Source organism: Micromonospora sp. CNZ285 (assembly GCF_004637285.1).
This window is the reverse complement of record NZ_SPQD01000001.1, coordinates 3,925,001-3,937,328: the sequence shown is the minus strand read 5'-3', so window position 1 is coordinate 3,937,328 and position 12,328 is coordinate 3,925,001. Positions and strand designations below refer to the sequence as shown.

15 protein-coding genes and 2 tRNA genes (1 of these 17 only partly in view) are annotated in these 12,328 nt (G+C 69.7%); 12 read left to right on the top strand and 5 right to left on the bottom strand.

From position 1 onward, the window contains the following. Window position 1 precedes the first annotated feature (1 nt). Window positions 2–232 (top strand): YrhB domain-containing protein, encoded by a 231-nt coding sequence (locus CLT75_RS17770; RefSeq protein WP_135241637.1) that lies wholly within the window; start codon window positions 2–4, stop codon window positions 230–232. Between the two features lie 92 nt (window positions 233–324). Here the strand turns inward: CLT75_RS17770 and CLT75_RS17765 are convergent, their stop codons facing one another. Then, window positions 325–870: a hypothetical protein gene (locus CLT75_RS17765; protein WP_135241636.1), complete on the bottom strand. Its 546-nt coding sequence runs from the start codon at window positions 868–870 to the stop codon at window positions 325–327. A gap of 180 nt (window positions 871–1,050) precedes the next feature. Here CLT75_RS17765 and CLT75_RS17760 point away from each other — a divergent pair, with 180 nt between their 5' ends. After that, entirely contained in the window at window positions 1,051–1,497 is a 447-nt protein-coding gene (locus CLT75_RS17760; RefSeq protein ID WP_135241635.1) for a contact-dependent growth inhibition system immunity protein, read from the top strand. Window positions 1,498–1,532: 35 nt separating this feature from the next. On the opposite strand, the gene CLT75_RS17755 is transcribed toward CLT75_RS17760, so the two are convergent. Next, window positions 1,533–1,970 carry a hypothetical protein gene (locus tag CLT75_RS17755; RefSeq protein WP_135241634.1) on the bottom strand — a complete coding sequence of 146 codons (438 nt, stop codon included), beginning with the start codon at window positions 1,968–1,970 and terminating at the stop codon, window positions 1,533–1,535. A gap of 65 nt (window positions 1,971–2,035) precedes the next feature. Here CLT75_RS17755 and CLT75_RS17750 point away from each other — a divergent pair, with 65 nt between their 5' ends. Together CLT75_RS17750 and CLT75_RS17745 are read left to right on the top strand one after the other, a co-directional pair. Next, complete coding sequence (locus CLT75_RS17750) at window positions 2,036–2,482, top strand: SRPBCC family protein (RefSeq protein ID WP_135241633.1); 447 nt, start codon at window positions 2,036–2,038, stop codon at window positions 2,480–2,482. Between the two features lie 101 nt (window positions 2,483–2,583). Continuing rightward, window positions 2,584–3,558 (top strand): alpha/beta fold hydrolase, encoded by a 975-nt coding sequence (locus CLT75_RS17745; RefSeq protein WP_167796928.1) that lies wholly within the window; start codon window positions 2,584–2,586, stop codon window positions 3,556–3,558. A gap of 19 nt (window positions 3,559–3,577) precedes the next feature. Here the strand turns inward: CLT75_RS17745 and CLT75_RS17740 are convergent, their stop codons facing one another. After that, entirely contained in the window at window positions 3,578–4,237 is a 660-nt protein-coding gene (locus CLT75_RS17740; RefSeq protein WP_135241631.1) for a Type 1 glutamine amidotransferase-like domain-containing protein, read from the bottom strand. 152 nt (window positions 4,238–4,389) lie between these two features. Between CLT75_RS17740 and CLT75_RS17735 the strand changes: the two genes are divergently transcribed. Further along, the gene (locus CLT75_RS17735) at window positions 4,390–5,001 is read left to right on the top strand and encodes a hypothetical protein (protein WP_135241630.1); all 612 of its coding nucleotides are present in this window, start codon (window positions 4,390–4,392) and stop codon (window positions 4,999–5,001) included. A gap of 203 nt (window positions 5,002–5,204) precedes the next feature. On the opposite strand, the gene CLT75_RS17730 is transcribed toward CLT75_RS17735, so the two are convergent. Further along, window positions 5,205–5,278, bottom strand: a tRNA-Gly gene (locus CLT75_RS17730). Between the two features lie 268 nt (window positions 5,279–5,546). On the opposite strand from CLT75_RS17730, the gene CLT75_RS17725 reads away from it, so the two are divergent. From CLT75_RS17725 to clpX, 5 genes are all read left to right on the top strand, one after another. Beyond that, window positions 5,547–5,620, top strand: a tRNA-Pro gene (locus tag CLT75_RS17725). 149 nt (window positions 5,621–5,769) lie between these two features. Then, window positions 5,770–7,116 carry a trigger factor gene (gene tig, locus CLT75_RS17720; protein WP_167796927.1) on the top strand — a complete coding sequence of 449 codons (1,347 nt, stop codon included), beginning with the start codon at window positions 5,770–5,772 and terminating at the stop codon, window positions 7,114–7,116. A 175-nt stretch (window positions 7,117–7,291) separates the two neighbouring features. Continuing rightward, complete coding sequence (locus tag CLT75_RS17715) at window positions 7,292–7,933, top strand: ATP-dependent Clp protease proteolytic subunit (protein WP_013288035.1); 642 nt, start codon at window positions 7,292–7,294, stop codon at window positions 7,931–7,933. 14 nt (window positions 7,934–7,947) lie between these two features. Continuing rightward, entirely contained in the window at window positions 7,948–8,610 is a 663-nt protein-coding gene (locus CLT75_RS17710; protein WP_013288034.1) for an ATP-dependent Clp protease proteolytic subunit, read from the top strand. 227 nt (window positions 8,611–8,837) lie between these two features. Next, window positions 8,838–10,130, top strand: a complete 1,293-nt coding sequence (clpX, locus tag CLT75_RS17705) for an ATP-dependent Clp protease ATP-binding subunit ClpX (protein WP_091423211.1) — start codon at window positions 8,838–8,840, stop codon at window positions 10,128–10,130. A 24-nt stretch (window positions 10,131–10,154) separates the two neighbouring features. Here the strand turns inward: clpX and CLT75_RS17700 are convergent, their stop codons facing one another. Beyond that, window positions 10,155–10,778 (bottom strand): helix-turn-helix domain-containing protein, encoded by a 624-nt coding sequence (locus CLT75_RS17700; protein WP_135241628.1) that lies wholly within the window; start codon window positions 10,776–10,778, stop codon window positions 10,155–10,157. 41 nt (window positions 10,779–10,819) lie between these two features. Between CLT75_RS17700 and CLT75_RS17695 the strand changes: the two genes are divergently transcribed. Both CLT75_RS17695 and CLT75_RS17690 read left to right on the top strand, forming a co-directional pair. Beyond that, window positions 10,820–11,653, top strand: coding sequence for an EamA family transporter (locus tag CLT75_RS17695; RefSeq protein WP_135241627.1), 834 nt, complete (start codon window positions 10,820–10,822; stop codon window positions 11,651–11,653). Between the two features lie 39 nt (window positions 11,654–11,692). Further along, window positions 11,693–12,328 carry the 5' portion of a carbon-nitrogen hydrolase family protein gene (locus tag CLT75_RS17690; RefSeq protein ID WP_135241626.1) on the top strand. The gene runs 162 nt beyond the window's last position, so the window shows 636 of its 798 coding nt (coding positions 1–636); its start codon is at window positions 11,693–11,695; its stop codon lies off the right edge, out of view.

The following is a 12,328-nucleotide window of genomic DNA, read 5'->3' as shown; positions in this document are numbered from 1 at the left end:
GATGGAATCGGCGCGGCAGATCGCCGAGGAGTTCCTGGACACCGAGATTCGATACCGGTTCAGTTACCCGGTCGTCATCGTGGACGACGCCGTGACGGAACGCGACGACGTGTACGTGTTCCCCTACGACGGGAAGGCGTACGTCGAATCCGGCGACTGGCGCCAGGCGATGGCCGGCAACACTCCCGTGGTGGTGGACAAGCGAACCGGCGAGGCCCGTTTCTCCGCCTGAGCGCCGAGATCGCCTACACGTGGGGCGCCGAGCCGAGCCGGTGTGGCCCATCCGGCGGGGGTTCGCTCCCGTGCTGGTGCCGTTCTGGCTGATCAGTGGACGCACGACTCGTCGTACGGCACGCAGTCCCACAGGGTGTTCGCACGCTCGCGGACGACCGCGAGCACCGGCCGGGACAGCACGACGTCGCCCGCCCGCTGAACGCGCATGACGATCCCCAGGTCGTCGGAGGCCGGATCGCCTGTCGGGGCGTACTGCGGCGCGATGCCCCGCGCCAGCATGTAGCTCATGAGCTGCTCCTCCAGCCGGGACGGCACGCGTCCGACCAGCCTGATCCCGTGCAGCGTCACCTGTGGGCCGTACCGGGCGTCTACGACCACGCAGAACAGGCCCTCTGAGCTGCCGAAATAAGTCGTGACCGCTGTGGCGTGGGCAGGGCCGCACGCGTTGCGGAACTCCGCCTTCGCCGGCCGGTCGAAGTCGCGGTGTGCGACGGAGACCGATGCGGCGAACGCGGGCAGCGCCTCGGCAGCCTCGTCGTGGCTCATCCCGAACCGCAGCGGTCCCACGCCGACTGACGGCGTGTACGTCCACTGTTCCCGCTCGGCCTCGGTGAGGACATGCCAGGGGCTCGTCATGAGTCAGGCGCCTTCAACTCGTTCGGTGCTGAGGAGTTCGTGCTCGGCCTGGCTCGCCGCCACCGGGAGCCGATTGGTCTTCGGTCTTCGTCCATTCTCCGGACGGCTGCGTTCCGCCGACAACCGCAAGCGGTTCGGGAAATGGAAGACAGCCGCGGGACGCGGGCTAGCCTGACCGCCGTGACGACGATCGAGCAGTTGGAACGGGACGTCTGGCCGGACCCCGGCCCGGAGGCCACGTCTCTCGTGAGGCGCTGCTCGGAGCTACGACGCAAGCCGCTGGCCGAGTTCACCGTCGAAGACCTGCGCATCATGCTCGGGCAGGGGATCGGCGTGCCGGCTCTGCTGCCTCTCGCGGTACAGGTCCTGCTCCGCGATCCGTTGGCCGAGGGCGACTACTACCCGGGTGACCTGCTCGCCAACGTGCTGCGGCTACCCGACTCGGCGTGGTCGGGACTGCGAACGGAACGGGAGCGGCTGCGGTGGGTTCTGGCGGAGCTGGTCGCCTGCCGCCCGTCCTCCGACGCTGGTCCGGACCCTGGTGACCCGGACCAGCGTCTTCGCGGCGCCATCAGGCGGTTTCTCGGCGATGAGAGCGGAGGGCCGGGCCTGGTTGTGGTCGGCTGAGAGGTGCGGGCCCGCGCCCGAGGTCTGGGTTCCAGCTAGTGGGTACGCCAGTCCATGGCGTCGAGCAGGACCTCTACCAGGGCCGACCGATTCGCCGCGCCGATCTCGTCCAGCGCCCGGTGCATGACGTTCCCGGCGTCCTCGGGCAGTTCCTGCGGACCGAGCATCGGCAGCATCAGGATGAGCCGCTGCGCCCAGGTCATCGCGGACGTGAACCCGTGGCCCTCGACCGAGGCGAGAACCTTCGCCGGCCGCCCCGGCCGATCCTCCACGAAGTCGAGTCCCGCCTCGTCCTCGAGGTTGCGGTAGACGATCCGAAGCCACACCTCTCCGTCGAGCCGCACCGAAACCGCCGGCCAGCGTTCCGGGTCGTTGAGGACGTCACACATCGCGTCGCACTCGACGTCGTAGCCGGGCGGGGACATGGTGGTATAGCCGGGGATCGTGAAGGCGGGTCCGAGGGCCGGCGACATGGCCCGGATTCAACACGACACCGAACCGAGACCGTACGCCCAGCAGAGGACGGACATTGCAGCCGATGACATTCAGCCACACGATCTCCGCACCGCCGGAGAAGGTGTGGCGGTGCCTCACCGACGTCGCGCGGTATCCGGCGCTGCTGACCAAGGTCGACGCGACCGAGCTGCTCCACAGCCAGGCGTTCGGAACGGGCACGAGCTGGCGGGAGACCCGCAGGCCGTACGGCTGGCCCGTCACCGTGGAACTCCGCGTGACCGACTGCCGGCCCCCGTTCCGCTACGTCGTCGAGTGCTTCGCGGGTGGGCACAGTGTGACCGAGTACCGGCTGGTTCCCGGTGCCGCGGGTGGCACCACCGACCTCCAGCTCACCTACACCTTGACCGGTGGCTCACCGATCCATCGGATCAGCCGGGTCATCGCCCGTCGACGGTTCCTCACCTGCGTCAGGGAGAACAACGTCCAGGACCTGCTCGACATCGAGCGAGCATGCGGGGCCAATGCCTGAGCACGGCCGCTTGCGTCCTCGGCCCGCCTGCTGCTACCGGCACGTGTCGGCACGGCGATCAAGGAGGCGAGGGGTGGCAGGAGCCTCGTACGGTCGACGGGGTGTTGTTCGAACCGGTGACTGCGGAGTTCTCGTTCGAGGGTGACGGCAACGAGCTGGTCGGCGACCTCGTCCGGCCGCCCTGGCCGGGGCCGTACCCGGCGGTGGTCTTCGTCGAGGGTTCTGGTCCGGGCGGTCGCGACCAGCGGTCGTGGCAGACGAGGCTGGCCGCAGCCGGCTTCGCGAGCCTCGCCTATGACAAGCCCGGTTCCGGAGCGTCAACGGGTGACTGGACCGGCCAGACCATGACCGACCGCGCCGCCGAGACCGTGGCCGCGGTCCGGGCCGTGCGGAGCCGCGAGGACGTGCTGTCCGGCGCGGTCGCGCTGATCGGCGGCAGCCAGGGCGGCTGGGTGGCTCACCTCGCGGCGGCCGCTGACGACGGGATCGCGGCGGTGGTGACGGTGTCGGGTCCGGGCGTGAGCGTACGGGTCCAGGAGGAGTACCGGCTCCGCCACCAACTCGCGGCGGAGGGCTTCAGCGACGCGGACATCCAGCAGGCGCTTCTCCTGCTACGCGACCAGATCCGGCGGGTCCAGTCGGGCGACGACCCGGCGCGCGTGCACACCGCGCAGGCGCAGTGGCACGGCGCCCCGTGGTATCCGGTGCTCGCCGGGACGACACCCGAGTCCATCGCGTTCATCGCGGGCATCGCGGACTACGACCCCGCCCCGGCGCTGGCGGCTCTGCGCTGCCCGCTGCTGGCGATCTTCGGCGCGGACGACCTGCTGGTGCCGGTGGAGGCGAGCGTGCGCGCCATCAGCAGCACCCTCGACGACGCGGGCCACGCCGATCACACGACTGTGGTCTTCCCCGGTGCCGACCACAGCATCCGCGTCTACACAGGGGAGGGGCCCGCGCAGGTCAGGGAGGGTCGCTACACCCCTGCCGAGAGAGCGCCGGGCTTCAACGAACTCGTCGTCACCTGGCTGCGGCGCCGCCTGCCGGCGACCGGCCCGCGGTACGCGGCGCGCTGATCGCGGCGTGGGCCGGTGCTCACGCCTGTGCGGGGAACCGCTTCCAGTGCCCCTCGGAGATGACCTCGACGCTGCCGTCGGTCACCTTGACGGCCGTCTGGTCGTCGATCGCGTACGCCGGACCGGCGATCTCGGCCGCCCACTTCTCGGCGGCCGCCATGGTGTTGTCCGGTTCGAGGCCCAGGTGCGGGAAGATCGAGAAGTCGACGAGCCCGAGCGTGCGGTCGTCGGGTGCGGACTGCCACTCGACGAATTCCGTGCCGATCCGGGGGGTGAGCACCATGCTGCCGGCGCTCAGCCCCACCCAGACGGTGTCCCGCAGCGACGGCAGGAGGTCCGCCAGCCCCGACTGCCGCATCCAGTGGCACAGGTACGTCGCGTCGCCACCGTGCACGAGCAGGACGTCGGCCTCCCGGACCCAGGGGACCCAGTGCTCCTGGCCGATGCTGGGTAGCGCTGTCAGTTCGAGTACGCCCAGCGACTTCCAGCCGAGACCGCTCATGGGCAGCGGCGTCTGACCGGTGATGAAGCGCCAGGCCGAGGCCGGTCCGCCCATCGGGTACGCCGCGGTGGGGATGCAGAGGGCGCTCGATTCGGCGATCGGCTTGCCCAGCAGGTCGACCAGCGCATCGTTGATGCTCGGGTTCTGGACGCCTGCGGATGTGAGGAGAAGTTTCACGCTTGCCTCCTGCGCGTAGCGGTCATGACGCTCTGCCCGGTGTCCGGAGATCGGTGCACAGGAATGCTGACCGGACGCGGTAACGAAACTCATCGCGATCTCGGCTGTACGGCCGGTCGATGCGTGGCCGGGGAGAGCCCTAGGCTGACGCCATGTCGGCGGACCACGAACTGATCGACCTGGACGAACGCGATCACCGGCCGGCGGATTCGGACGGCGCTGTTCCTGGTCGCCGCGTGTCCCGACGAACGATGAACGTACGGCTCGTTGCTGCCTTCGTGATCGGCGCTGTGCTCGGCGGTGTCGGTGTGAGCGAGCTGCTCGTCTCGCGGTACGAGCGGGAGCGGAATGCCTCGGTCGCGCTCGTGGCCTTGCCTCAAGACCGCGTCAGCGGGGGTTCGGGTACCGAAGTCCTGGGCGTCATCCAGATGGACGGGCAGTTGGCAGTGATCAACGCCGGTCCCGCGCCGATCACTGTCGGTGCGGCTGTCGGTCAACGACCGGGCATCCAGGTCCGTGACACCGGCCAGTCGAAGCTGCTACGACCTGGCGGTACCGGCTGGATCGATGTCGAGGTGCGCGTCGAGTGCTCTGGTTCCACCGCGTTCGAGAGCGAGCCGTTGTCGATACGGTTCTCGGTCGAGACCGCCGACCGGCAGGTCAGAGAGGTCAGCTACCCCATCGCCGTGAAAGGAAGCGCCTGGGAGCGGGAGGCGGAGATGCCGTGCGCGTACCTCGGTTACTCGGGGAGACGCGGCGGCTAGCGCAGGGGTCACAGCACCATGCGGGCGGCCCTGCTCCATCAGCACGCCATCGGCGAGCGCGACCATGAGATCGCTTCGGCGCTGCATCACCGGATCGCCGGGGCAGGCTGACACCGCCGGTGAACGGCGCAAGATCTGAAAATGGGGGAGGAATGCGATGGCCCAGGTGCCGCGATCATGCGGTCTGCCTGGGCCTTCGTGGGTGGAGCGGGCGACGGGAATCGAACCCGCACCGTCAGTTTGGAAGACTGAAGCTCTGCCATTGAGCTACGCCCGCGAGCGCCCCACCACAGCAGGGCGCGCCAACAGCGTACCCAATGAACCACGGCCACCGCGCAGCGCGTACCCGGAGGTTTCCGCCGACCTTCAAGATCCACGCCACTTCGGCGAGGTGGCGCCTTCCCGGGCCCTCGGACCCAGCCACTTCCCCGAACTGGTGCCTGGCGGCCGCCCGCCCGGCGGCGCCCGGCCGCGCCCGGCGGCCGCCGTACCGTGCCCCGGTCACCCGCGTGGGGGGCCGGACGGCATACACTCTTCGTCGCCACCGGGGTGTGGCGCAGCTTGGTAGCGCACTCGCTTTGGGAGCGAGGGGCCGTGGGTTCAAATCCCGCCACCCCGACTGTCGTTCGCGACCGGATCGTCCCGGGAACCGCCGGTTTTTTCCGCGCGGTGCCCGGGCCCTGCCGATGCCGTCGGCCGGCTCGCCTACACTCGATGCGCGCAATCACGCCCCAGAATCAACACCCAGATCCGTCAAGGAGTACGCCTGTGAAGAGCACCGTCGAGACTCTGAGCCCGACGCGCGTGCGGCTCGCCATCGAGGTGCCGTTCGTCGAGCTCGAGCCGAGCCTCAAGAAGGCGTACCGGGAGATCGGCCAGCAGGTCCAGGTTCCCGGCTTCCGCCGGGGCAAGGTTCCCAGCGCGGTGATCGACCAGCGGGTGGGCCGGGGGACCGTCCTCAACGAGGCGATCCAGGAGGCCATCCCGCAGAACATCCTCGCCGCGGTCCGGGAGCACGACCTGAAGACGCTGGGCCGTCCCGAGGTCGACATCACGGAGTTCAACGACGGTGACACCCTCAACTTCACCGCCGAGGTGGACGTCCGGCCGGAGATCACCCTGCCGGACCCGGCCACCATCGAGGTGACCGTCGACGAGATCCAGATCGCCGACAGCGAGATCGACGAGCAGATCAACAGCCTGCGCGAGCGCTTCGCCACGCTGAAGACCGTCGAGCGGGCCGCCCAGGAGGGCGACTTCGTGCAGATCGACCTGAACGCCACTGTCGACGGCGAGGAGGTCCCGGGCGGCTCGGCGAGCAACATCTCGCACGAGGTGGGCAGCAAGCAGCTCCTGCCGGGTCTGGACGAGGCGCTGGTCGGCCTGGCCGCCGGCGACAGCACCACCTTCACCACGCAGCTCGTCGGCGGCGACTACGCCGGCCGCGACGCCGACGTGGCGGTGACCGTCCGCACGGTCAAGGAGAAGGAGCTCCCCGAGCTCAACGACGATTTCGCGCAGATGGCCAGCGAGTTCGACACCATCGACGAGCTGCGCGGCGACCTGCGGGAGCGAGTCACCCGGGGCAAGCAGGTCGAGCAGATCTACGCCGCCCGTGACAAGGCCCTGGAGCAGATGGTGGCCGCCGCCGAGGTGCCGGCGCCCGAGGGCGTCGTCAAGGAGGAGGTCGAGAGCCGCAAGGCCGCGATGGTCGACCAGCTCGAGCGCATCGGCGCCTCCCTGGAGGAATACCTCGCGGCGGAGGAGAAGACCGAGGAGCAGATCGACACCGAGCTGACCGAGGCGGCGACCGACGGCGTCAAGATCCAGCTCCTGCTCGACACGCTGGCCGACGCCGAGGACGTGCAGGTCTCCGACGACGAGTTCGGTCACGAGATCGTGCACCGGGCGCAGCGCGCCGGCATGGCCCCGCAGCAGTACTACGACCAGCTGGTCCGCTCCGGTGCCGCCGCGGCCGTCTTCGGCGACGTCCGCCGGGGCAAGGCGCTCGCCGCGGTGATGGAGAAGATCAAGATCAAGGACTCGGCGGGCAACGAGGTCTCCCTCGACGCGCTGCGGGCCCAGAACGAGGCCGAGCACGACCACCAGCACTGATCATCGGGGGTGTCGGCCGCCGTCCCGCGCTGCGCGCCGGGAGGCGGCCGAAACCCTTTCCGGGGTACGCCGTGCGGGTGACTGCGCTGAGAGCGAACAGTGCCCCGACCGGGAGTACGCCTCCCGGCTGAGCGGTTAGTGTCGGGTAGGACGGTACGGAGAGCGAAGGGCTGCCATGACCGACATGCACATCCCCAAGAAGTCGCTCCGGGTGAACGAGGCCCGCGGTGGCGACTCCATTGGCAACCTCGACGACTCGGTCTACAACCGGTTGCTCAAGGAACGGATCATCTTCCTCGGCAGCGAGGTGAACGACCAGGTGGCCAACCGCATCTGCGCGCAGCTCCTGCTGCTCGCCGCGGAGGACCCGGACCGCGACATCTTCCTCTGGATCAACTCGCCGGGTGGCTCGGTCTACTCCGGCATGGCGATCTACGACACCATGCAGTACATCGACAACGACGTCTCGACCGTGGCGATGGGCATGGCGGCCTCCATGGGCCAGCTTCTGCTCTGCGCGGGCACCAAGGGCAAGCGCTACGCCCTGCCGCACGCACGGATCATGATGCACCAGCCCTCGGGTGGCCTCGGCGGCACCGCGTCGGACATCGCGATCCAGGCCGAGCAGATGCTCTACACCAAGCGGATGTTCCAGGAGCGGGTCGCGTTCCACACCGGCCAGTCCCAGGCGCAGATCGAGGCGGACTCGGACCGTGACCGCTGGTTCACCGCCCAGGAGGCCATGGACTACGGCTTCATCGACAAGGTGATCATCGGGGCCGCGCAGGTTCCGGATGGCGCCGGGACCCTGAGCTGACCGAGGAGCTGACGATGACCGACCTGAGCCTGCCGCCCCAGTTCGCGGCTGTGCACAACCGTTATGTCCTGCCGTCGTTCGTCGAGCGCACGTCGTACGGGATGAAGGAGTCCAACCCGTACAACAAGCTCTTCGAGGACCGGATCATCTTCCTCGGCGTCCAGGTGGACGACGCGTCGGCGAACGACGTGATGGCCCAGCTGCTGACGCTGGAGGGCACCGACCCGGACCGCGACATCATCATGTACATCAACTCGCCCGGTGGCTCCTTCACCGCCATGACGGCGATCTACGACACCATGCAGTACGTCCGCCCGGACATCCAGACCGTCTGCCTCGGGCAGGCGGCGAGCGCGGCGGCGGTGCTGCTCTCCGCGGGCACCCCGGGTAAGCGGATGGCGCTGCCCAACTCCCGGATCATCATCCACCAGCCGGCCACCGAGGGCGGTTACGGTCAGGGCTCGGACATCGAGATCCAGGCGCGGGAGATCCTGCGGATGCGGACGCAGCTGGAGGACATGCTCTCCCGGCACTGCAACCGCCCGATCGAGCAGGTCCGCAAGGACATCGACCGTGACAAGATCATGACGGCCGAGGAGTCCAAGGAGTACGGGCTGGTCGACACGATCCTGACCAGCCGCAAGAAGGGTCTGCTGGCGTCGCACGCTGCGGGCTGAGCAACGTGTGGTCGGAGGTCGGTCGGGGTATCGTTCCCGGTCGACCTCTGACACACCCGTTTTGGGGGTCGGAGAAAACCCGGCCACCGGGTAACGTCGGGTCTGTACCGCTCCGCCGGTCGGATCAGGTGGAGCCGACAGCATGGTGGGACGACAGGACGGACGGGCGCCCCGGCGCTCGCAGGTCAGGGCCGGCGTTCCGGCCGACGAGTGCAGGGAGAACGTAGGTGGCACGGATCGGTGACGGCGGCGACCTACTGAAATGCTCGTTCTGCGGCAAGTCGCAGAAGCAGGTCAAGAAGCTCATCGCGGGCCCTGGTGTCTACATCTGCGACGAGTGCATCGACCTCTGCAACGAGATCATCGAAGAGGAGCTGGCCGAGTCCGGCGAGGTGAAGTGGGAAGAGCTTCCCAAGCCGATGGAGATCTGCCAGTTCCTCGACAACTACGTCGTCGGTCAGGAGCAGGCCAAGAAGGCGCTCGCCGTCGCGGTCTACAACCACTACAAGCGGATCCAGGCCGAGGCCGCGGGCGCGCCGGGCTCCGGCACCGACGGCGTCGAGCTGGCCAAGTCGAACATCCTGCTGCTCGGCCCGACGGGTTGCGGCAAGACGCACCTGGCGCAGACGCTCGCCCGGATGCTCAACGTCCCGTTCGCGATCGCCGACGCCACCGCGCTCACCGAGGCGGGCTACGTCGGTGAGGACGTCGAGAACATCCTGCTGAAGCTGATCCAGGCCGCCGACTACGACATCAAGCGCGCCGAGACCGGCATCATCTACATCGACGAGGTCGACAAGATCGCCCGCAAGTCGGAGAACCCGTCGATCACCCGTGACGTCTCCGGCGAGGGCGTGCAGCAGGCGCTGCTGAAGATGCTCGAAGGCACCGTCGCCAACGTGCCGCCGCAGGGCGGGCGTAAGCACCCGCACCAGGAGTTCATCCAGATCGACACCACGAACGTGCTGTTCATCTGCGGTGGCGCGTTCGCCGGGCTCGACCAGATCATCGAGGCCCGCACCGGCTCCGGCGGCACCGGCTTCGGCGCCCGGCTCCGGTCGGTGTCCGAGCGGTCGACCGACGACATCTTCAGCCAGGTCATGCCGGAGGACATGCTGAAGTTCGGGCTCATCCCCGAGTTCATCGGCCGGCTTCCGGTGATCACCAACGTGCGCAGCCTCGACCGTTCCGCGCTGGTGCGGATCCTCACCGAGCCGCGTAACGCGCTGGTCCGCCAGTACCAGCGCCTGTTCGAGCTGGACGGCGTCGAGCTGGAGTTCGAGCCGCCCGCGCTGGAGGCCATCGCCGACCAGGCCATGCTCCGCGGCACCGGCGCCCGCGGCCTGAGGGCGATCATGGAAGAGGTGCTCCTCTCCGTGATGTACGAGGTGCCGAGCAACCCCGACGCCGCCCGGGTGCTGATCACCCGCGAGGTCGTCCTGGAGAACGTCAACCCGACGATCGTGCCCCGCGAGTTCACCGGCCGGCGCCGGCGGGACCGCGAGGAGAAGTCGGCCTGACCGCCGTTCGCGACCGCGCCCGGGTCAGCTCGGGCGCGGTCCGCGTGAGCGGGTCCGCCGGTCCCACTCGCCCGACGGGGTGACCACCACCATCATCAGGCGCACCGGCCCGTCACCGGCCGTGCGGTAGCCGTGCTCCCGGTCGGCGTGGAACTCGACCGTCTCGCCGGCGCGTACCTCGTGGTCGACACCGTCGACGGTGACCGTCGCGGCGCCGTCGAGGACGTGCAGGATCTCCCGGGTGCCGAGGGCGTGGTCGGGGGACCGCAACGCCTCTCCGGGTTCCATCCGCCAGTCCCACAGCTCGACCAGGTCGGGTTCGCCGAGTCCGCTGAGCAGACGCGCCAGACCGCCGTGCGGGCCGCGCCACAGCACCGGCGCCTCGTCCGCCGCACTGACCCGCACCGTGCTCTGTTCGGCCGGCTCCAGCAGCCGGGCGATGCTGACGCCGAACGCGTCGGCGACCCGGCAGAGCGTGCCGATGCTCGGGTTGGTGCGCGCCCCCTCGATCTGCACCAGCATGCCCTTGCTGACCCCGGACCGGCCGGCCAGTTCCTCGAACGACCAGCCACGTGCCGCTCGCAGCTCACGTACCTGGCGGGCGACGGCTGAGGTCACCGCGCCGACCCGTCCACCGGTATCGGTCATCACACTGTCCTTCACGGTCACTATTGTGGTACGACTGCGGGGTGCTCCCCATTGTCCTCGCCGCCGTGTCCGCGCTCGCCTTCGGCACCGCCGACTTCGCCGGCGGCAAGGCGTCCCGGCGCGCCGACCCGATCGCCGTGACCGTGGTGTCACAGATCCTCAGCGTTCCGCTGCTGCTCGCCCTCGTCCTCGTGGTGCCCGGCACGCCGAGCCCGCTCGACCTGGGCTGGGGACTGCTCGCCGGGGTGGCAGGCGCGGGCGGCGTCATGCTGCTCTACCGCGCGCTCGCCACCGGCGTGATGGCCGTCGTCGCGCCGGTCACCGCGATCACCGCCGCGATCGTGCCGATCGTCGCCGGCCTGGTCCTCGCGCACTCGCCGGGTGCCGTAGCGCTCGGCGGCGCCGGGCTCGCCGTGGTCGCCATCGGCCTGGTCAGCCTGGGGGAGCGCGGTGCGGCACGCCGCGTCTCCGGCCGCGTGATCGGTATGGCACTGGCCGCCGGGCTGCTCTTCGGCGTCTTCTTCGCGCTGCTCGGCCAGGCCGACGAGGCCGCCGGCATGTGGCCGGTTCTCGCGGTACGGGTCAGCTCGATCGCGTTCGGCCTCGCGCTCGCCGTCCGTACCGGTGCACGCCTGCGACTGGGGCGGCGCGTCCTCGGCTGGGCCGCGACCGCCGGTCTGCTCGACTCCGCCGCGAACGCTCTGTTCCTCGCCGCGGCGGGCCGGGGGCACCTGAGCGTGGTGGCCGCCATCGCCTCGCTCTACCCGGCGAGCACCGTCCTGCTCGCGCTCGCCGTCGACCGGGAACGGCTCCGGCCGGCACAGGTGGCCGGGCTCGGCTTCGCCGCGGCGGCGCTCGTCCTGTCCAGCGTCTGAGCCCTGTCGCGCGCCCGCTTCCGCCCGTACCCTCGGGTCATGCGCGTCGCCGTCTGCCAGCTCAACGCCCGCGACGACCGGGCGGCGAACCTCGCCGCCGCCGAGGCCCTGCTGGTCAGGGCCGCGGCGGCCGGCGCGGATCTCGCCCTCCTTCCGGAGTACGTCGACTACCTCGGTCACGCTGACGGGATGCCGCCGGCCGAGCCGGTCGACGGGACTGTGGGGCGGTTCTTCGCGGAGACCGCCCGGCGGCTGGGCATGTGGGTGATCGCCGGCTCGTTCCACGAGGCCGGTCCGGACCCGGCGCACACCTGGAACACCTCGCTGGTCTTCGACCGCGAGGGCGCGCTCGCCGCCACCTACCGCAAGATCCATCTGTACGACGTGGAGATCCCCGGCCGCGTCTCCTACCTCGAGTCGGCAACCGTCGCGCCGGGCGAGAAACCCGTGGTGGTCGACGTCGAGGGTCTGCGGGTCGGTCTGTCCATCTGCTACGACCTGCGGTTCCCGGAGTTGTACCGGCAGCTCGCGACCGACGGTGGCGCCGAACTGCTCGTGGTGCCGGCGGCGTTCATGATGCACACCGGGCGGGACCACTGGGAGGTGCTGCTGCGGGCCCGGGCGATCGAGAACCAGTGCTTCGTGGCGGCGGCCGGACAGACAGGCGACCACGAC

Coding starts and splice junctions, on each gene's coding strand:
- CLT75_RS17765 (WP_135241636.1), bottom strand. CDS start 870: ATGACGAGCCCCTGGCATGTCCTCACCGAGGCCGAGCGGGAACAGTGG.
- CLT75_RS17700 (WP_135241628.1), bottom strand. CDS start 10,778: ATGACCGATACCGGTGGACGGGTCGGCGCGGTGACCTCAGCCGTCGCC.
- CLT75_RS17710 (WP_013288034.1), top strand. CDS start 7,948: ATGACCGACCTGAGCCTGCCGCCCCAGTTCGCGGCTGTGCACAACCGT.
- CLT75_RS17750 (WP_135241633.1), top strand. CDS start 2,036: ATGACATTCAGCCACACGATCTCCGCACCGCCGGAGAAGGTGTGGCGG.
- CLT75_RS17735 (WP_135241630.1), top strand. CDS start 4,390: ATGTCGGCGGACCACGAACTGATCGACCTGGACGAACGCGATCACCGG.
- CLT75_RS17770 (WP_135241637.1), top strand. CDS start 2: ATGGAATCGGCGCGGCAGATCGCCGAGGAGTTCCTGGACACCGAGATT.
- CLT75_RS17715 (WP_013288035.1), top strand. CDS start 7,292: ATGACCGACATGCACATCCCCAAGAAGTCGCTCCGGGTGAACGAGGCC.
- CLT75_RS17755 (WP_135241634.1), bottom strand. CDS start 1,970: ATGTCGCCGGCCCTCGGACCCGCCTTCACGATCCCCGGCTATACCACC.